This window comes from Bacteroides sp. AM54-2NS, assembly GCF_003602935.1.
Classification (GTDB): domain Bacteria; phylum Bacteroidota; class Bacteroidia; order Bacteroidales; family Bacteroidaceae; genus Bacteroides; species Bacteroides xylanisolvens.
Genome location: NZ_QTMZ01000010.1, coordinates 91996 through 113447 on the forward strand (window position 1 = coordinate 91996; position 21452 = coordinate 113447).

Sequence of the window (21452 nt, forward strand, 5' to 3'; positions counted from 1 at the left end):
AACAATTCTTTTTCAACCCACTCCTGAACATTCCAGTCTACATATTTGGGAGCCAGTTAAAAAAAGCCCTTGTCAAAGTTATAGCTGCATACAGCAACTTTTATTGTCTTGGATTTACTGACATTTTTAAGTCTTATTTTTAATTTCGAATTATCTGTTACCTGGAAATGTAAGAATTTGGTAGAAGATATGATTGCATTCTTTGCTGTAGTATGTCCATAAATATTATAAGGACAATCACGTTTTACTTCAGTTCCGGTTTCTCCCGACCATCCTTGTGTAGAGTACTTGAAATTATAAGCTTTCACATGTGACGAATCATTTTCTTCTTGGGACAAAATTATTGTTCCATCTTGATTAAAAGATAGCACTCTGATTTGAGTTCCTCTATAAAAAATATTAGTTTCACTCTTTTCCTGGATAGCGTACCATTTACCTTTAAACTCAAAGACGCTGGCATGTCCCCCTGCAGGGAATTCACCAATAAATCGATAAGGTCCCTTAAGTCTTCTCGACATAGCATATTTATTCCCCCATGAAAGATAGTACCATCCATTCCTAAAAAACACGCACGATTTATCGGCTGTAGGAACCTGATTACCTGAGTCGTCATTAATAACAACCATTTCAGGATTAGTTCTTAATGAAACCATATCATCATCCAATTCTGCAATATAATATGTTCCGGCTCCCCACATGATATAATATCTATCACCCTCCTTGATGATTTCAGGATCATAAGACTTAGTCTTGGCTAAACCTTTAGGTAATAAAGGTTTTCCTAAAGAGTCGCTCCATGGACCATACATTGACGAAGCAACCATAACACCAGTATCTATATCTTTGTTGGAAAAATACCAATAAAACTTACCATCCCTTTCTGCAAAATCACCGGCCCAACAATTTGGTTTATCCCCTAAATAAGTCGAAGTCGGAGAGATATCTAATATGTGAGTCCATTCCGTCAAGTCTGTAGTTGCCCACAACTCCCATCTATCCATCACCCAAGTGTCAACCGTGTGCCATGATTTATCGTGACCAAACATGCAATATAAAGTGTCATTAACAATAATTACATGTGGATCCACAACACCCCTATCTGGAATTATCGATTTTACAATAATTTCACTACCATTATTGCATCTGACGACATTGAAAGCCATCAAAAATATAATAATAAACAAAGTTTTGTATATATTGTTATTACTAAGAATAAAGCATTTCATATTCATATAAGCAAACTAGTATATCAAAATTAGTATATCAAGCGACAGCAATTCTTGGCATTACCACGGGTTCTGTTTTCATGGACTTTTGTATAAACTCCAACAACAATTCACGTTTTATGTCTTTATAATTTGGATTATCCCAAAGATTTTCCATTTCATTGGGATCGTTTTCCAAATCAAAAAGTTCTCCCTCATTACTGTTCATATCAACAGATAATTTATATCTCCCATTAACATAGGTTTTAAAATAAAACTTAGTCATCTGAAAATGGTTCTCTATAAAAACATGTTCCCTAACCTTGTCTGCTGTTCCTTTCATGACATTAAGCTGACTTACCCCTGTCATCGTTGACGGTATTTTTATTTTCAGGAAATCTAAAACCGTAGGAGCTATATCAGCTAATGAAACAAGAGCATTTGTACGCCTACCTTCAGGTATGACTCCAGGACATGAAGCTATGAATGGAATTTTAACACCATCTTCATAATCGAAAACACCCTTTGCCCCCAATCCATGCTCACCTATAAAATTCCCATGATCGGTAGTAAATATAATTAGCGTTTTGTTCAAGAGATTCTCTTGCTCCAGTTTATCCAATATTTTTCCTATATAATAGTCCATCATAGAAATCATACCATAATAGTAAGCTTTGGAAACCTTCACCCTATCTTTGTGTATTACGCGTGATCCTACCCCATGCACATGAAATGATTGAGCTCCCTCATCGTAGATATGTTTATCTAATTTGGAATCTCTGGTCATTCTGTATTGTAAAGGCATATCAGATACATCATCGCCATATGATTCAGGAATATCCATATCATCGGGATTGTACATTGAAGCCCATGGTTCAGGCAACAAATAAGGTGGGTGTGGATCAAAAAAACTTGCCCAAATAAAAAACCTCTTATCTTCCTTAATATAATCATCTATTAATGAATTGCAACGTTCTGTAATCCATGCATTCATATGATACCTCTCAGGTATACTCCACTCTCCAAACTCTTTTTTATCCTTTTTGCCCAAAGGCTTACAAAACCATTCCTTCCATTTATCGCCCACTTTATCTTCAAGCCATAGAGCATAATGTTGCCCCACATGTCCCTCATCTCCATGATTTCTTGTTAGTTCAACATGATTAAAACCATAAAAAGGACCATTAAACTTTTCCCAAAATTCTAAATCATGAACTAAAGGATAAGCCTCAGCTGAAGGATACTCAGCAGTAGCTTTTAATGGTTGGAAGTGAGCCTTTCCAACTAAAGCCGTTTGATATCCCTCATCGTTAAGATAATCTCCTAAACAAGGAACATTCTCCATTAATTTAGTACCCAAGGCATAGGCTCCATGTTGACTTGGATACATTCCCGTTATTATAGATGCACGAGCAGGAGTACTTGTTGGATTAGTGGTATATGCCCTGTCAAAAACAACTCCATACTTTGCAAGTCGGTCCAAATTAGGAGTCTTGCATTTAGGATCATTATACCCCACCGCCATCCAATGATGTTGATCACTCGTTATAAGTAAAACATTCATTGAATCTGCAGACTCCTTAGATTCAGGTTTTGCTCCAAACAGCTTATTGTATTCATTTTGCAAACAAATATCTTGAGATATCAGTAATTTGGGAATTGTTAAAAATGTACTGATAAAATAAAATTTACTATCCATAATTTTCAATTTTTATCTTTTTCATACAATATATTTAGGGTTATAAATTAAATTCACTAATACTTATCCACCTGTTCAAGCCAATATTTTAATTTTATAGGATTACCATTCTCATCGCCTCTTTCTCCATCCAAATCAGCACACAAATAATACACTAAACCTGCATCAGAAAAATCCGGACCTGCCGGTTTTTTACGGGTCTGTTCGTAAACCCATCTTACATCAGAGTCACTACTTTCCTTCATCCACTCCCAGCTAATCCATGAAGGTGCCTTGAATTTATTTTTTGACTTATAGGCATTTTCACTTATACCCGTTCCATTTTGGTCGGAAATTAAATTAAAATTCACTCTCTGTCCAAATGATTTTTCCATTTTATTCCATGTCCATCCTGAATGAGGTTTTTCATTTGCATGAGGCTTATCAGCATGTTCATTATTCCACTCGGAATGAGAAATAACTGTGACATAGCTTAAAGATGCCGGTTCTTTCCTGAAGGCTCTGTTCAAAGCTTCTCCAACTACTTGCATCGGACCTGCAGCCACTATAAAAAGAGGATTTTCGGCTGTTGATTTTAAGATTTCATTACACATAGCTTCATATGCCTGTTCAGGGTTTTCCACTGCCGCTATGAACCTTGTGTTGTCAAAAGAGAATCTCTTTCCACACTCTTCAGCACTATGACGCATAATTTCCAAATCATTTTTCTCACTTCCCCATACATGATCAGCATAGACGTACAGCGATGTCTTATCCTGAAGTCCGGCTTTAGCGAGAATCATAAGGCTCATCATTGTAGCCTGCATATCATCATTATCATGCATATTTCCATCGGAACTTAAAGCTATACGTCCTTTGCCGGTATAATAATCTTTACCGGAAACCAAAGACGAAGTGGTCTTTACGGCAGGAACGATATTGCCGTTCTTGTCAAAAGAAATCAAGTCAAAGCATACTGAACGTCGGTTATTATGTCCGGATAAATCCCTTGTGTGATAAAACAAATAATATTTATTCTTAAATTCCACAATAGAGCCATGAGAAGTAGAGCAACCTACATTTTTTATGACCTCACCTTTATATTCAAAAGGTCCTTCAACAGACTTTGATGTTGCATATACAATAGTAGACTGATTACCCCATCCATTGGAATAAATTATATAGAACAGACCATCCTTTTTAAAGATGAACGGACCTTCACCATAATAACCTCCAAATCCTTCCTTATCTCCTTCATTTCCTATCAGCTTAACTTTATTGATTTTCCCTTTAATGCTTACCATATCATCATTAAGTTTAGCCCATCTGAATTCTCTGCATCCGAAAAAAATATAAGCCTGGCCATTGTCTATGATAACGGAAGGATCTATAGGTTCGGGTCCAATCAGTTTAACATTACTAGTATTATCTATCAAAGGTTTTCCGGAATCTTTAAATCCGGAAACCGGATTTGAGGAAACAGCAACTCCAATTTTTGTACGCTCAACCGGATAGTAGAAATAATATTTATCACCACGCTTTACACAATCTGGAGCCCAAGCCATACTTTTAGCCCAAGGTATATCATCCAATCCAAAGAAATCACCATAATCTATCCAGTCTTCCATGTTGTCAGTACTAAATACACGCCAATCTTTCATTGTATAATAATCAGCATCTTTCAAATCATGAGAAGTATATACATAAAGTTTACCGTCAAAAACACGAGCGGTTGGATCTGCTGTAAAGATATGACGGACAAGCGGATTGCCTGTATATTTGAACTCAGTCTGTGAGTACAAAGACGTGGGAGTAATAAATACATACAACAATAATAACTTTATTAAATCTAATTTATTTATTCTCATAAAATGCATATTTTATTTGTCAATTATTTTAACCACCACACATCCATGAGGTCTTACCATGGTCTTAAACGCATTCTTATATGTACCAATATTTTTCTGACGCCAAACGTCACGAATATTTTTTTTACCTGAAATGCCTATTTCACTCCATGGAACTTCTACTGAAGTTTCCTCATTGTTGAAGTTGAAGATTCCCAACGCTATGCTACCATCAGAAAGATCCTTAACCAGCAATTCTATTCCATTACCATGGTCGTAATGCTTGGCCGGTTTAGAAAGTCTGTCCTGGTTGATATCCAGCATTTCTACATTAGTCAAGAGACTCATCTCAAACTCACTTAGAGCGTTTAAATCACAACTCAGCAGCAGAGGTGTTCCCCACAACATGAATGATGATACGTGATGATATAGTTCGTCAACAGTCAGACTGTCATCACTTCCATATTTCTGTAGACCAACCATCAGAAAATCTGCATCAGGCGTATGTCCCGGGCCACCTTCATAACCTTCTCTCAACCATTTGTTATGATTCTTCCAGTTGTCGAGCAAATTCAAGTGTTCCCTATCCTTCGACCATCTGGCTCTGATATCCCCCCCGGTTCTGAATACCTGCACATATTCCTTACATCTTACAGCCTCGGACAATGGACACGAGTTTGAAATAGAATATACAATATCACGTCCTGATTCCTTTAACGCAATAGCCATCCTGACAATACTTGCAGAATCATTGGGATTCCAATCATATTTCATATAGTCTATTTTCCAATCAGCCACTGTCTGGCGTCATTAGCATCCATTTTAAATTTACCATGACGCGATGCTCTGCCTTCTATTTCCTTTTTCTTAAAGTTTATAAGCATCGATTTGTCCCATTTCCCATCCTCATTATTACTGCTTCCTCCTATGTAACCAGCATATGAAGAAATCCAAGGGGTAGAATAGATACCAAATTTAAGTCCCATATCATGAATATTTTCACTCAATTCCACAATATCAGGAAACTTTTCACTATCAGGCATTATGGCATTATATTTACCACCTCGCAAATTCCCCTGCCACCCGTCGTCTATATTTACATAAGAGTAACCATACCTGTCCAGTCCGACTGATTTTAAAGCCTTGGCCTGCTTTAAGACACCATCCTGAGTAACATTCTTTTTATAACAAATCCAGCTACTCCACCCCATTGGTGGAGTAAGAGCTATTTCATCACCTACTACAATATCGAATTTGCGTTCTGCACTTCCAAGAGAATTCACAGCCTTAAAATTCACCGTATAGGTTTTATTTATAGTATCTTTTAGAATACCTGATATAATATTCTTTTTCATGTCATACGAAAGCCCCTCAGGCAAACCCGTCACAAATATATCCATTGGTCTCTGTCCTGTCACAGGTATTGAATACATAAACTCATGTTTAGGACGTACCCATATACTTCAGGACCATTGATTCTCGGCTTATTACCTACTTTGGGAGTTAATATATAATAACCTTCTCCATACTGAGGATTATAAACTTTATCTTCTGTTTCGCAAGAAGATAAAAGACCAATTATAGAAAATAATAAAATCTTGTTTTTCATGATATATTTAATTTTAAAATTTATTATTCTTTGACTTTACTCCTTAGCTCCATGAGTTCTTGCTCGTATCCCACAATCTGTTGATGCAGATGCTTGATTTCATCATTATATTTTTTAGCATCAGTATTTTGTGAAGTGTTGCCGGAGTCAATATTAACCACATTCATTTTGACATTCTTTTTCGAAAGATTCAAATAGTCCTTATTATAAACAGCAGCTGTTTTCATTGGTCTTGAATGTAATATAATCTCAGCACCTTTCAATCCATTTGAATAAGCCTTTACTTTTATTTCACCAGACACAATATCTGAACGAACAAGGGCTGTGACCACACCAAATCAGATTTCACAGGCATCGGATTAATTATACTACCCGGTCCTTCTATCTCAAAATGAATCTTTTCAGATGACAAGACCTTGACCGTACCATTATCATCGACCACATAAGCTCTTATCGGAACGAAATCCGAGCCATCAGCAACAAGTTCCATATTCTCATCATCAACTTCCAATTTCAATGCCGAAGATCTTAATGGATAAAGTTTAGCATGCTCAGCTACCACCTCACCGTCAATTATTCCCTCCACCTTCACTTCATATTTGAAAGCCCTGTTACGACCAATACTTTTCAACGACATGAAATTAAACGTATTTCTAAAAATAAAAGGCGGATGTGGCAAATGTCCATAAGATTTTTCTGGTTTCTGCACCCCTACTACTTTCCCGTTTACATACAATCTTACTTCATCACAATTGCTATATACATATATATCTTCAGAAGATAATTGAGTAAGTTCATTCATAATCCTTACCATAGGTCCGCTTTCTATGTTTTCTATTTTCACATCAGGAGATATCTGACTCTTCATAAGGTAGTACGAATATTTTGGTATTCTGTGCATATCCATTAGACCTCCCAAAAACGGATCAGGATGGTAACCTCTATAATGCTCTATTCCAGCCCAAAGAGCCCCACCTAATTTCACGGGAGGCAAACCATACAAGTTAGAAAATGTCTTTGAGATATTCTCTGCCTGATCAAGCAAAGCCTTTTCACCCCATGCACGTTTAACTCTTGTCACTGCATTCTGTGAATACCAGTTATCTACCTCATTTCCATCTCCACATTCTCTGATAAATGAGTTGACATTTTCATCATCCCCATGATAATAAATATCGAAGCCACCCTTTTTTGCTTCCTGAATATCAGTAACTGTATAAAAGCCAGGATACGGATACTCATCATGTGCTGCCAGATGCATATTATGCATAACATGACCTGGCTGTTGTGGAGTTTCATTCAATGCTGTTTCCCACATTATTATAGAACAGTGATTTCTGTCCTTACGTACAAGATTCCTTGTATCTTCATACAATCGTTTTTCAAACAGCTCATTCTTAAAATTAAAGAAATGCCACCCCGGATTAGCTGAAGTAGTAAGAACCCCAAACTCATCACAAGCATCATAAAAAGCATCATCCATAGGATAATGTGCAACTCTTATGATATTGCAACCTGCTTCGCGTAACTTCTTGACATCTCTCCACTGACCGGAATTTGGCAATGCATTGCCCACATGTACATAATCCTGATGACGGTTAGCTCCGATAAGCTTTTCATTGAAAGGTTCGCCATTTATATAAAGCCCTTTAGGGCCGTTCATCTTTACACTCCTTACTCCGAAACGTGTTTTTATAGCATCTACCATGATTCCATCAACCCATACTTCAGTCTTTATGAAATTCAGATTAGGATTGTTAGGATGCCACAATTTTATACCTGAAACATTTATTCTTTGATTAAATGAATAGGTTTCAGCAGGTTTGATTACTTTTGATTCGGATACTTGCTCAAGTGTATAACCATCAGTATCTTCTATTGTAGTTACAAGCTTAGTTCTTTTAGGCTCTGCCTCAGAATTGCAGATTTCAGTTTTAACTGCGATATCAGCCTTATTCACCTTAGCACTCAAAGTAGCAGCAAAAACCCCTCCACCAGCTACTGTTTTTGAGAGTTGAGGTAAAGTTATATATACAGATTGAGTTGAAATGAGATATACATCCCTGTAAATTCCGCCGAAATAAGAAAAATCCAATCCGGACTGTTGTTTTCCAGGAGGGTATGAGGTATCATCTGAATTGTCAGCAAGAACTGCTATTGTATTATCATTATTACCATGTCTCACAACGTCGGTTATATCAGCAGCAAACGGAAGATAACCTCCATAATGACTAACTATTTCCTTACCGTTAATCCAAACTTTAGACTTCCCCATAATACCTTCAAAATAGATAAACAATCTTGCATTTCTTTCGGATTCAGAGATTTTAAATTTCTTTCTATACCAGGCTTCTCCCTGATAATTTCTACCACCACTTGCATTATCACCTAATATTTCAAGACCATGAGGCAAATTAACTCCCTCCCAGGAATTATCATCAAAATCTTCTTTATAAGCACCTTCAACGCTGCCCTTGAAAAAGCGCCAACCGATATTGAAATTTAAAGTTTTTCTAGGAGAGTTCTCAACAGAAAAATATCCGGCATTTGAAAAATGTTCATTCTGTTTTAGAAGAGTGTCCTTTGTATTTTGTGAATAAGATGTTTTTACATCACAAAAGAAATAAAGAAATACGAAGAAAGTAATAAAATATTTAAACATAGGAATTATAATTATTACACTATTATAAAGCAAATCCATCACTAAATTTAAGAATTTCCATTGCTGCAAGCATAACAGCAGCCGGTCCATATACTTCTGTCATTTCGGCAGTTACTTTCTTCGGGTCTTGACCCACAGGCTGTACCCAACCGAGCATACCATCTTTCTGCACACTACCTACTATTGCATTCCACCCATTGATTGCACTTTTTAAGTATATTTCTTCATCTAACACTCCGTTATTTATTCCCCACCACAAAGCATAAGTAAAGAATGCAGTACAACTCATTTCAGGATCTGGGTAAGAAATTGGATCTAACATGCTGGCATGCCAGTGACCACGCTTATCCTGAAGTGAAACAATTCTTGAAGCCATTTCTTTAAAAAGAGAAATATATTTACTCCTTGACGGATAATCAGAAGGCAGATAAGTGATAATTCTTGACAACCCAGCTAGAACCCAAGCATTTCCTCTTCCCCAAAACACTTTCTCACCATTTTTCTCTGTACGTTTAAAATACTTGGCGTCACGGAAAAATAATGATTCGGACTCATCATAGAGAAATTTATGAGTATCCCAAAATTCCTTATCCATAAAATCTCTCATCTTATTATTACCAGTTATATTTGCAAACCTGGCGAAGACTGGAGGTGCCATATAAAGAGCGTCACACCAACACCATCTGTCATTTACATGCTTACTTTTTTCCCCGAAAACAGCTTTTGAGGGATGATTCATTATAAACTCAAGCCGTGATAATGTATGATGAATAACCTCATCTTTACCAGTTTTATCATAAAGAGTTGCGTACATAAGACAAACAGCTAAATCATCAGCATGGTATATTCTGTGATTAGCAGTAGAAAGACTATATCTGTTACGCTCACAGATATTTCTATACCATGATATCAAACTGCTGTCATTTCTGAATTCTGCCCATTCGCTTAAGGCAGACAAGAATACACCATTCTCCCAACTCAAATCACCAAATGACTTATAAATACGATTCTTGTTCATATCAGAATAATGTTCTATCTGCCAGTCTACCACTTTATTAACTGTATTCAAAACAGCAGATGAATCCAGAATCATAGCGTTCAAGAATGTAATAGGAAATAAGAGTACCTCTATTACAAGTAATTTTACTTTTTCCATTGTATATTAATTTATAATATAAAAATTGAATTTCTAATTTATTGAATGATCTGCTTGTACTTTCTCTCCACTCCAAGCCTTAAGTGATGTCCATTTACTATATGGTGAGCTCCAGAACTCATCTTCCGCTGGTAAACCAAGAGGCAAAAACACAGCAGAGCATAAATACAGACTCCCTGTATTAATATAAGTCTCGGAAATGTCTATTTGTCTGCCTGTAAATCCAACAACCAACCATCCTTTATTATCAAAATTTTCATTTGACTCAAATTGCCTCTTAATAACAGCAGTAAGCCCAGACCTCACCTGCCCAGGAGTTACGCTTTTGGGTAGATTATGAATTAGAGCAGCTTGTGCCAAAGCATGAAATGCACCAAATCTATATGCAATAGACCTTCCTACTACTGGATATGTACCTTCCGGAGATATAAAACGTTCCTGTATTTCAGCATATCTTTTAAGATAGGATAATTCTTTATCTAAATATTCACCTTCAGATATTCCATGCTTCTTTAATATAAATAAAACATCAGTTAACATAGGGTGGATAACATAACTATTATAATAATCCATATGAAAATAAAAACCATCACCATAATTACCGTCACCTTTATAATAACCATTGTCTTTAAAATAATTGATTCCTGTGAGCAGTCTTTTCATATCACATTCCCCTGTAAACTCAAGCATTGCAGCTTCAATAATTGCTGGGAACAAACTCCAATTATTCTTTGCTATTCCACATTGTCTTGTTAATTTTAATGCTTTTATAAGATTTTCCCTATCTTTTTTCTCCAAATTTCCCCACAACTGTTTTGGGGCTCGCAATAGTCCTTGGCATAAAAATGCTGCATCAACAAGAGTCTGTCCTCTTTTCTGAAAAGCCATATAATCCGGGGATTCTGGATTTACTGCATTTTTTATGCATTTCAAGCTCATCTTTATATATTTCTCACGTAATTTACCCTCTGATGTTTTGTCTGGACCTAATTCAAGCCATGGTGAAATTCCACACATCACTCTTCCGAAAGCCTCAAGATAAGAATATTCTCTCCTATCAGGTGACTTTGACTCATATGGCATATCTTTTTTTAAATTAGAATTACTCAAACTTTCCAAAACAGGATTTACAATTTGAATCATTGTTTCAATCCAATAATCACGATCTGGAACTTCTTTTGAAGTTCCGGATATTGATTGCAAAATAAGAAACAAAATAATACAACAGGTTTTATTCATAGTTATTTGATTAGTTTAAATATCGTGTTAAAAGTATTTTTACTATTAGCCATTAAATTTGAATTAAAACTCAGAATATTATATCCTTCATTATTGCTTTCAAAGTCATTTTTTGGTTTTGCCTCAGCAACATTAAATGAAATCTTATTATCTGTATCTACATGAAGCATCATTGTTCTTCCATCCTTATGCAAGTATACTGTATAATCATCAATTATGTTGACTTTTGCAGATGTAATAATTCTCCACGACATAATTGTTCCCTTTTCTGTCGTTTTTACTTCATCACATAATTCAAAATACTTGTTTCCCACTAAGTGATAACTTCGTTTTACTACCATCTGGTTGTATAATGGAGAAAGATCAACAGAAGCTACAATATCTTGATTCGACACAGAATCAACATTTATATCACAATACTTATTAATCAATAAAGGTTTATCATCAAAAGATAAAGTATTATGAGAAGTAAAACCATATCTGAATAAGTTCCATCTGTCGCAGTCTTGTGTTTTCATATTCCACAAATCAATACCTTTACTCTCAATATTATTATATGGTTCAGGACCAAGATCAGAGACCCATCTTACTCCTCCGGCATCCAAAACAAAAGATCCTACATCCATATGTCCATGAGGAGAATTAACCTTTCCACCTTTTGCACCTATAAACCAACAGTTGTTGTCACTCCAGGAAGAACGAATAGTAAAGACAGGGGTAAATCCATTATCAACGTAATATAGAGGTGGATTATATTGAAAATCAATGCTATTATCTATCTGTGCAGACCAAATCAATCCTAATGGCATAAGTCTGTGATTAATTGACTTATTATTCAACATAGAATATTCATACTCTGCAACACAAGTTTTGTTCAACTTTAAAGCAAACCAAAACAAACAAGGACTATACATAAAATCTTCAGAATTATCAGCATAATTAAAAGCCTTAAAAATTGGTCCTCTCATGTTGGCAATATAAAATGGACTTTGCATAAATTTCTTATTGTAATCTATCTTAATCGTGCCTTTAAAAGCTGTTTCAATAGCAGAATATAGAAGAACATTATAGCCAGTACCAAATTCCCAATATACATGTCCCTCGGGATAAGCTCCATTTACTCCATATTCCATTTGACTCCGAAGAACATTCATAAGAGATTTATTTATTATAGATACATAATCATTAATTACATCATCAGCCAAAGCAATAGCAGCGATAGTAACACCGGAATTACATACCTGATTCCAATTATCTTTACGATTCATAGAAGAAGGACGCTTGTTTACGACATAATGCCCCCCCAATCTATACAATCTTTCAGAAATATATTTTTTACTTTTTTCATCCAGCCAATTATACAACCAATCATAACCTACGGATACAGCTATACACATCTCAGCAACATCCAAGAAATGCGAAGGGTTCCAATCAGAAAATGAACAAACATTTATAAGTTCTGATTTAGCCCTCTCAGCATAACGTTCATCACCTGTTAATCTCCACATAAAAGATAGCATTATTATTCTTCTTTCTGCTTCTCTTGAAACAGAAAGAAGTCTTTTCCCTATTTTTTTTCTTTCCAGAAGAGGAGTATTGATTAATGTATCACATTGAAAACTCAAATTCTTTAAACGTTCTGCATAAACACTACTCTTAAGGCTATGCCTTACCACACTGTCATTTTGCGATGTCCAGAAAAGTCTGGGATGCTCTAACACTGAAATTTGATCAGAAGAAAAAGTATTAACTAAAACAAACAAAAAAATCAATAATGTATAAAATCTCATATCACTTCAAATAATCTTTTCCAATATGTTTTCTTAAAAATTCACTCAACTCGTTTACAATACTGCTATATTCTTCTTTCTGTACGACATTGTAATTCTCACTACTATCATTTTTATGATCAAAAAGTAGAGAATCGACAAGCAAGTTTTTCTTATCTCTCCATTCAGTATAGAAATAGTTATCCTTAATCAACGTAAATCCATTGTTCCATCGGGAAACACAATATCCCTTACTCCTTGCATTCTCAGACTTTACCAAGGGGAATATACTCTCACCTTCCATAGATGATGCATACTCTACTCCTGCCATATCGCACATAGTTGGATATAAGTCAATAAATTCAACGATTTCATTACATTTCCTACCTTTTCTATATTCCGGATGACTAATCATTAATGTAGAATGTAAGCTTGAATTTAGAATAGTATTCTTACACCACAAACCATGTTCTCCTAAATTCCAACCATGATCACCTATGAAAACAATTATTGTATTTTTATCCAAACCCATCTTTTTCAAAGCATCAAGTACACGTCCAACTTGTACATCAACACATGATACAGATGCATAATAACCATGTATCATTTTTTTTGCATCAGATATATCAAGATGCCGTTTTTTTATTCCAGAATACTGGCTCAACTCTCCTCCATTTAAAAGTGCTGCTTTAGGTATAAGATTTCCTTCTTTAAGTATATAATTATCAGGAATACTGATACTATCTTCATCATAGAGTTTCCAATATTCCTCAGATACAATAAATGGTAGATGAGGTCTTATAAATCCTATAGACATAAAAAAAGGCTTACCATTTTTTTTTAACTCTTTCAAATCTGATATACTTTTTTCTGCAATAATCCAATCCACAAAAAGTGAATCAGGGTTATCAGAATATTCATAATATAATCCACGCTTAAGCTTAGGATTATTTTCCTTTTGTATCATAAGATTTTTGTTATAATCTGTCTGATACCACAGATGAGGGGCCCCTTCAGGGTAAAATACTTTATCCCAATACTTTTTGGGAGCCTCATCCTGGTTATGATAAACTTTACCATTTGCTATTGTAACATATCCTGCATCTTTAAATCTTTTCTGCAATGTTACTGCATTAGGAGCATCCTTATCAACTCTTGCATTCCATGAAACAAATCTAGACTTAGTTGGGCGTAACCCGGTAAAGATGCTTGCTCTTGACGCGCCCGAAACAGGAATATTACAATAAGCCCTGTTAAAAACTACGCTATTATTTGCCAATTCATCAATATTCGGTGACACTATCATTGAATTTCCATAACAATTGAGTTCTGGTCGCAGATCATCGCATATTATAAAAAGTATGTTTTTAGAAGCTACATAATTAATATTAGCCACAATTGAATTGCTATATAATGCAGAAACTGTCAATAGGAATATATTCTTATTCATAAATTTATTAAAAAGTTAAGGTGTCCAGTTCGACGTTCAAATTTATTGATTAAAAGTTCAATTGTATATTCTTCAAGTTGTTGATATACATATAGTTTATGATACATACTACAAGGGAAAAATACAACGCATTATTTAGAATCAAAATCAAGGTATAGAATCTTATTATTCTAATTGAAAATCAATAAATTAAGAAGTATAATACACCTCAAAAACGAGAACATTAAACTAGACACTATATTAAAATGATTATTAGCGTCATAATGTCCACAAGATTCAATAATATACATTGAAAGATTGTCATATTTAAGTCAAACGACATAACCAAAACTGATAGATTCAGCTGCTAAACAATCATTATAGTTGACCACTTTAAAAAGTACATTATTTCATACTACCTCCTCTCAGAAGTATTTGTTGGGTGCTAATTTAAGTCAATAAAGAAGTATCCATAAAAAGGCACATCGTATTGTTTCATCATTTCTCAACTTTCGGATTTAACCCAGGCTTGATAGTATATTGCTGATTTTCTTATATTTAAAGTTCCTAAAGCATTAGAATGATATAACAATATTGTTCACCGACAGTTCATTAGCTATTCAGCAAATGGTCGGTGAACAATAAATGTACACGATGTGGACATGCAGAATCGGCCTAGTTCTCAAGTCCTAATCAAAGGTCAACGAAGCAAAACTTAAATAAATTATACGGAATCATATAATACCTCGGACAAAACTATTCTCCAACATAAAAAGCATCATTAGTATCCCATCCTGGATTCTGTTTTAAAACTCCATTAGATAATAATATCTCACTATTAGGTATAGCTAAAAAGCCGCCTGTCTCTGTCCTAAATTTTACAGTTACTGATGTCTCTTTTCCCAAAGTTATAACGGGTATATCCTTCATATTCTCATTTATTACTCTTTCAGCATCATGCCAACGCAATAAATCCCAATAACGAATACCCTCGAATGCCAGTTCAAAACGTCTCTCTTCTTTTATATTATCCAAAGAAACAGGTTTAGGCTGCAAACCAACCCTACCACGAACCCTATCATAATAATCTTGAGCTTTAGGACATTCCAACTCAGCAGCCATCAACAATACATCCGAGAAGCGCATAAGAATTAAATCCTGACAATTATTCAAGTTAAAATTATCAATAGCCCCATATAACACATGGGCATAGTTTTTAATCTGACCTTTACTATTTTTTACGGTAATAGGCATATATTTTTTATTATAATAGTTTGTCTCCTGCATAGTATTACCATTATTCAATTTATAGCCAACAACTCCCTCATTTTGGTCTAATACATTCCATATTGATGCTCTTTTTCTTAAATCGTTATCAGGCCAGTCATTCCATATTTTAGGATTTACAGTTCCATACATCCACCCTTTCCCATAAGGAAGTAATGTCTGATTACTTAATCCGTATGCCAAAACAACCATATTACTTGTCGATCTAAAACCTGCATAAGAATATTTAAGTGCAAAAACCACTTCCTTATTCTCATCACCTGCATATTCTAAACCAATTGCATACGGATAATCCTTATTAGAAATTGAATATGGCCATAAAGTTCGAAAATCATCAATCAACCCATGCCCACTATTATCTATACAATCTATTAAATATTTCTGTACATGAGATTTTGTCAATTCTGAACCATCAACAAGATTTATACTCTCTTTGTTATAATATCCAGTATAAAATAAAAAAACTCTTGCCAAATAAGCCTCTGCAGCCCACTTTGTAGCCATACCATTATCAGAAATTGGGATTTTTTCAAACTTAACCGATGGTAATATCTCTATAGCCTCTACTAAATCACTCATTATCAAAGAATAGATTTCATCAGGTTTAGCCTGCGGTGTAGATTTATCTACATCAGTAGTTAATATTTTAGGAACATTGGCACCAAAAAGTCGTGCTAAATCAAAATAAAATAAAGCACGTAGAAAATAGGCTTGACCCAGTATTTTTTTTCTGTTCTCCTCGGTTGAATAAGTAACCTTGTCAATATTCTCAAATAAGAAGTTTGTTTTATAAATACCCTCATAAGATCTCTTCCAAGCATCTAAATGCATATCAGTATCTGTCTGTTGAAAGTTCATAATAGCTCTACCATCAATAGCAGAAACACGTCCACCTCCTAATCTGTCATCACTCATCATCTCTGATAAAAAAAATACATTTTCTCTCCATCTTTGATTTATTTCAGCATTATTATTTTCAAAGTTAGATGCATCAGAAAAGCAGATGTTACTACCGACATTAAATCTGTTTCACTCACTGGGAAGTTAGAAGAATCTTTTTGTGTCAAGTTTTCTGTATCAAGAAAATCTGAACAAGATGTAAAAAACAATGATATTACTATATAATATATCTTTCTCATGATTGACAAATATTAATAAGTTAATGAAATTCCAAACATATAGGTTCGCGGAGTTGGATAAAAACCTACATCTATACCTCCAGCCCAGTTTACCTCACCATTTTTTGAATCTCCACCGTAACCAACTTCAGGATCTAAGCCTTTATATCCAGTAAATGTATATAAATTTTGTACGCTTACATATATTCTCGCTTTTTGTAATGGAATATTCTCTATCAGTTTTTTAAAATCATATCCTAAAGTTATATTACTGATTCTCAAATAATCACCGTCTTCAATATATCTATCAGATATGTATTTATCATTAATATGATTTGCCGCTGTAACACGAGGTATATCATTTGATGTACCTTCCCCATGCCACCTGCCTAGAATTTCAGAAGTATAATTTTCAAATGGTTTTTGACTGAATGAGCGATAAGATCTTGCTATCTGATTTCCAGTTACTCCATTAGCAGTTAAAGAGAAATCAAGACCTTTATATTGACAATTAAATCCAAAATTAAAGTTTAAATCAGGATTTGGATCACCAAGTACAGTCTTATCGTCCTCATTAATAACATTATCATCATTCATATTAACAAAAATCAAGTCTCCAGGAACAGCATTAGGCATTATCTTTTCTCCTTTACTGTTCACATAATTATCTATCTGTTCTTGATTTTGAAAGACACCAGCTGTTTTATATCCATAAAAATATCCTATAGGCAGTCCTTCTGCTGCTGCATAAAACCAGTCTGTGTTATGTGATAATATACTGAGTGGTCCTCTTATTATTCCTTCGCTATTGGCTATTTCAAGAACTTTATTCTTATTTCTTGAAATATTGACACTCACGCCATAAGAAAATTCATTATGAGTATCATTCCATGATATACCAAACTCCCAACCTTTATTCTGTATTTTGCCACCATTAATAAAAGGAGCTCCAGTCCCTTGAATAGCTGCAACAGGAGCCTGTACCAACCAATCTTTGGTCGTTTTATTATACCAATCAAAAACAACTCCCAACCGGCCTCTAAAGAAACGTGCATCAACTCCAAGGTCTAACTGTTCGGATGTTTCCCATGTAACATCCTTATTTGGTAAAATACTAGGGTATGCTCCTTGAGAATATGGAGTATCATTTGCTCCAAATGAATAGTATTTGTCAAAAGAAATAACAGATAGGTATTGGAATGGATCTATAGACTGATTACCGTTCTGTCCCCAACTTGCTCTGATTTTAAGGAATTCTAACCATTTGGAAGTTTTCTCCATAAATTTTTCATTAGTAACAACCCATCCTGCTGATACTGAAGGGAAATATCCCCATCTTTTATCAGGAGCAAAATTAGAAGAGCCATCTGCACGCAATACCAATGTTGCCATATATGTATTTTTATAGTCATAATTAATTCGACCAAAATATGACAAGAGACGTTGTGGAGTAAAAGGAGAACCACTTATTGTAGTATTAGCCTTATCAATAAAATTTGCATTATCTATATAAGCATGTTCAAAATCATCGAAAATAGAATTCTTATTTGATACATTAAGTTTTTCTCCAATACCTGACTTTTCTGCAGACATACCTAATAATACGTCAAAATTGTGTTTATCCTTTATATCAAACTTATAGGATACTGTATTTTCAAAAACCCAATTATAACCTGAACTCATATTTTGTCTGACAATGTCCAGAGGGTTAAACTTAGTTTCTCCCAAATCATATACTGGTACATAAGATCTTCCTGAAGAAGATTGATAATTTATACCAAAAGAACTACGATAAATCAAATTCCTTATAGGTTGAAGGGTTAAAAAAATATTCCCGTTAAGTCTTGTATTTTTATTTTTATTTCCACTTTTAGTATAATCCAGAAGCCCAATAGGATTGGTAAACTCTACTTCAGGTACCTCATAAGTATAATTCCCGTCTTGATCATATACAGAAAAAAGAGGACATGCCGATAACATCGGTCTTACATCATTCCCAAACTTATCTCCTACCGCAATTGTATTTCGTTCAGTATATGAGAAATTCAAATTCTCTCCAACTTTTAGTATATCAAAGGAATTATTCTTTATCAAGACATGTTCTGTATTTATTCTCGCATTATATCTCTCCATCTTAGGAACTGCAGGTTTTCCATATACTCCTTCATGTGATGTATAAGCCAAACCTATTGAATAACGAGACATTTCTGTTCCACCTTGTATTCCTAATGAATGATTCTTTACTGGTGCATTATTATTTGTTGCCTCTTCAAACCAATTTGTACCTTTCCATGTTCCATCTTGTATTGCATCCCAATTAGGAACAAAATCTTCAAAATTCAATGTACCCTCAGTTGCTTCATTCATTATTTCTACATATTCTTGAGCATTCAAAGGACGCACAGTGTTCACCATACGCTGTATTCCAATATAACCATCGTAGTTTATAGTTGCTTTACCTTTAGCCCCTTGTTTAGTTGTAACTAGAACTACGCCATTGGCAGCTCTTGCGCCATATATTGCTGCTGATGCAGCGTCCTTTAAAATATCAATAGATTGAATATCTGCCGGATTTAAGTTATCAATATTCCCTACAGTAACTCCATCTACAACATATAAAGGGGATGAATTACCTATTGTTCCGATTCCACGAACAGAAACTTTATAACCCTCACCCGGCATACCTGATGTTTTTACAATATTAACACCGGGAGTCTGACTCTGTAATGCTCCCATAGGACTTACTGTATTTAATTTTTGGAGGTCCTCACCCTTAACCTGTACAGTAGCACCCGTAAGAAGCTTTTTCTTTTGGACACCATATCCAACAACAACCACTTCATCAAGAACCTCTGTATCTTCCTTGAGTACAATTGACAACTCTTTACCTCCAACTACAGCCAACTGTTGAGACTTGTAGCCCACATAAGAGACCTCCAATACTGAGTTTTCAGATGCAGTAAAAGTAAAATTTCCATCAAAATCTGTTATTGTTCCGTTAGAAGTTCCTTTTTCTATTACAGAAGCTCCTATAACAGGCATGTTTTGAGAATCAAGGATTTTTCCTTTTACAGTAACTTTCTTTGCTGACGAAGACTGATTTTTTCTGGATATGACAATCATCTTATCACGAATCTCCCATGTGAGATTTGAGCCCAGAACTTTTGACAAGGCATCTGTAACAGAAGCATTGGTCAAGGTAATTGTCACCTTCTTACTTTTATTTACTTCGTCCGTTTTGTAAATGACAGACATTCCTGTTTGAGTTTCAATTTCCTTTAAAACAGTCTTAAGAGACTGATTTGTAAAGGTCTTACTTACTGTTTGCGCATCAATACTAAGAGTTGCACAACCTATGGATGCTCCTAACAGTAATCTTAAAAGACATGTTCGGTTAAACATAGTGATTAAATTTTAGAATTTAGAAAAATATATTACATATCTCTAGCTATTTAATTATTATTCTATCTTTATCAATAGTATACTCAAACGGTATAATTAATTGCAAACCATCCAGAACTTGCACTAGTGTTTCATTATTTTTCAAAGAAATTCTGAACGTATGACATTTTATTTCATTGTTTTCAATACACACCTCTACACCATACTTTCTTGAAAGCTTCGCAGCAAAGTCCGCTAAAGTAATTTTTTCATATTCTATCCTGCCATCAATCCAGGCATTTGAATCATCAACATCCGACCTAAAACTTTCAACAGTTCCTTTATTCTTATTTATACATACACCTTCTCCAGGTGATACTTCATACAACTCATCTTTATAATCTATTTCAATCTTACCTTCAATAAGACTTGTCAAGGAAGTTGCATCAATATCGTACGCACATACATTAAATTTAGTTCCCTTTACTATTATATCGTATGCCGACGTTGAAACTGTAAATGGTACACCATTTCTGGATGTAACCTCAAAATACCCCTCGCCATCCAACACAACATTACGCTTTTTATCAGAGAAATTATTCGGGTATTTCAAAGTTGACCCACCATTCAACCACACCATAGTTCCGTCCGGTAGAACCAACTTCGACTTTTGACCTGAAGGTACTTCACTTACAAAATATAAGTCATTGCTTTTTCCGGTAAATCTATCATACAAGTAAACAGACAATGATATTATAATCATGATAGAAGCTGCTACCGACAACCATCCCGAATTCAACTTTCTATTCCTGTCATGAGATAAAGATATTCTAGAAGTATTCATCCGCGTTTGTAGTCTCGCCCATTTATCTGCCATCTCATATTCATTAATATATCCACTTATCCATTCACTTTCCCATTGACGGAACAGTTTCATATTCTCATTACTATCATTTATAAAATCAAACAAGACCTTTTCATCTTCAAGAGAAATTTTACCTTGAAAATACAAAAAAGCTGTTGATTTTATCTCTTCCATATTTTTCATATCATTAGTCTTTCTACTGATAAA

General features: G+C 34.7%; 14 protein-coding genes. All 14 read right to left on the reverse strand.

What is annotated here, in order from left to right; all coding sequences use genetic code 11:
* Window positions 1–56: 56 nt before the first annotated feature.
* The 14 genes from DXA05_RS08765 to DXA05_RS08830 all read right to left on the reverse strand — a co-directional run bounded on the left by DXA05_RS08765 (window position 57) and on the right by DXA05_RS08830 (window position 21428).
* Entirely contained in the window at window positions 57–1226 is a 1170-nt protein-coding gene (locus tag DXA05_RS08765; protein WP_165861499.1) for a family 43 glycosylhydrolase, read from the reverse strand.
* 37 nt (window positions 1227–1263) lie between these two features.
* The gene (locus tag DXA05_RS08770) at window positions 1264–2904 is read right to left on the reverse strand and encodes a sulfatase-like hydrolase/transferase (protein ID WP_072066931.1); all 1641 of its coding nucleotides are present in this window, start codon (window positions 2902–2904) and stop codon (window positions 1264–1266) included.
* A 56-nt stretch (window positions 2905–2960) separates the two neighbouring features.
* On the reverse strand, window positions 2961–4751 hold the full coding sequence (locus DXA05_RS08775) for a family 43 glycosylhydrolase (protein ID WP_225449559.1): 1791 nt from the start codon (window positions 4749–4751) through the stop codon (window positions 2961–2963).
* 12 nt (window positions 4752–4763) lie between these two features.
* Window positions 4764–5528, reverse strand: coding sequence for a hypothetical protein (locus DXA05_RS08780; protein WP_128859063.1), 765 nt, complete (start codon window positions 5526–5528; stop codon window positions 4764–4766).
* A complete protein-coding gene (locus tag DXA05_RS08785) occupies window positions 5510–6163 on the reverse strand; it encodes a putative Ig domain-containing protein (protein ID WP_128859064.1) in 654 nt (217 codons plus the stop codon). Before DXA05_RS08785 ends, DXA05_RS08780 begins: the two co-directional genes overlap by 19 nt.
* 199 nt (window positions 6164–6362) lie before the next feature.
* On the reverse strand, window positions 6363–6641 hold the full coding sequence (locus tag DXA05_RS08790; protein WP_165861500.1) for a hypothetical protein: 279 nt from the start codon (window positions 6639–6641) through the stop codon (window positions 6363–6365).
* Window positions 6626–9091, reverse strand: coding sequence for a sugar-binding domain-containing protein (locus DXA05_RS08795; RefSeq protein ID WP_128859066.1), 2466 nt, complete (start codon window positions 9089–9091; stop codon window positions 6626–6628). Before DXA05_RS08795 ends, DXA05_RS08790 begins: the two co-directional genes overlap by 16 nt.
* Entirely contained in the window at window positions 9024–10157 is a 1134-nt protein-coding gene (locus DXA05_RS08800; RefSeq protein ID WP_072066928.1) for a glycoside hydrolase family 88 protein, read from the reverse strand. The genes DXA05_RS08795 and DXA05_RS08800 overlap by 68 nt, the downstream gene beginning before the upstream one ends.
* 33 nt (window positions 10158–10190) lie before the next feature.
* A complete protein-coding gene (locus DXA05_RS08805) occupies window positions 10191–11396 on the reverse strand; it encodes a DUF2264 domain-containing protein (protein ID WP_072066927.1) in 1206 nt (401 codons plus the stop codon).
* A gap of 2 nt (window positions 11397–11398) precedes the next feature.
* A complete protein-coding gene (locus DXA05_RS08810) occupies window positions 11399–13186 on the reverse strand; it encodes a heparinase II/III family protein (protein ID WP_128859067.1) in 1788 nt (595 codons plus the stop codon).
* A 1-nt stretch (window position 13187) separates the two neighbouring features.
* A complete protein-coding gene (locus DXA05_RS08815; protein WP_072066925.1) occupies window positions 13188–14615 on the reverse strand; it encodes a sulfatase in 1428 nt (475 codons plus the stop codon).
* Window positions 14616–15350: 735 nt separating this feature from the next.
* Entirely contained in the window at window positions 15351–16799 is a 1449-nt protein-coding gene (locus tag DXA05_RS08820; RefSeq protein WP_128859068.1) for a RagB/SusD family nutrient uptake outer membrane protein, read from the reverse strand.
* 233 nt (window positions 16800–17032) lie between these two features.
* Window positions 17033–20401 (reverse strand): TonB-dependent receptor, encoded by a 3369-nt coding sequence (locus DXA05_RS08825; RefSeq protein ID WP_128859069.1) that lies wholly within the window; start codon window positions 20399–20401, stop codon window positions 17033–17035.
* A gap of 46 nt (window positions 20402–20447) precedes the next feature.
* Window positions 20448–21428, reverse strand: a complete 981-nt coding sequence (locus tag DXA05_RS08830; protein WP_072066923.1) for a FecR family protein — start codon at window positions 21426–21428, stop codon at window positions 20448–20450.
* Window positions 21429–21452 lie beyond the last annotated feature (24 nt).

Excerpts from the sequence above, each read along its gene's own strand:
- DXA05_RS08765 (WP_165861499.1), bottom strand. The coding sequence starts at position 1,226 with ATGAAATGCTTTATTCTTAGTAATAACAATATATACAAAACTTTGTTT.
- DXA05_RS08770 (WP_072066931.1), bottom strand. The coding sequence starts at position 2,904 with ATGGATAGTAAATTTTATTTTATCAGTACATTTTTAACAATTCCCAAA.
- DXA05_RS08775 (WP_225449559.1), bottom strand. The coding sequence starts at position 4,751 with ATGAGAATAAATAAATTAGATTTAATAAAGTTATTATTGTTGTATGTA.
- DXA05_RS08785 (WP_128859064.1), bottom strand. The coding sequence starts at position 6,163 with ATGTATTCAATACCTGTGACAGGACAGAGACCAATGGATATATTTGTG.
- DXA05_RS08795 (WP_128859066.1), bottom strand. The coding sequence starts at position 9,091 with ATGGACCGGCTGCTGTTATGCTTGCAGCAATGGAAATTCTTAAATTTA.
- DXA05_RS08800 (WP_072066928.1), bottom strand. The coding sequence starts at position 10,157 with ATGGAAAAAGTAAAATTACTTGTAATAGAGGTACTCTTATTTCCTATT.
- DXA05_RS08805 (WP_072066927.1), bottom strand. The coding sequence starts at position 11,396 with ATGAATAAAACCTGTTGTATTATTTTGTTTCTTATTTTGCAATCAATA.
- DXA05_RS08810 (WP_128859067.1), bottom strand. The coding sequence starts at position 13,186 with ATGAGATTTTATACATTATTGATTTTTTTGTTTGTTTTAGTTAATACT.
- DXA05_RS08815 (WP_072066925.1), bottom strand. The coding sequence starts at position 14,615 with ATGAATAAGAATATATTCCTATTGACAGTTTCTGCATTATATAGCAAT.
- DXA05_RS08820 (WP_128859068.1), bottom strand. The coding sequence starts at position 16,799 with ATGATGAGTGATGACAGATTAGGAGGTGGACGTGTTTCTGCTATTGAT.
- DXA05_RS08825 (WP_128859069.1), bottom strand. The coding sequence starts at position 20,401 with ATGTTTAACCGAACATGTCTTTTAAGATTACTGTTAGGAGCATCCATA.
- DXA05_RS08830 (WP_072066923.1), bottom strand. The coding sequence starts at position 21,428 with ATGAAAAATATGGAAGAGATAAAATCAACAGCTTTTTTGTATTTTCAA.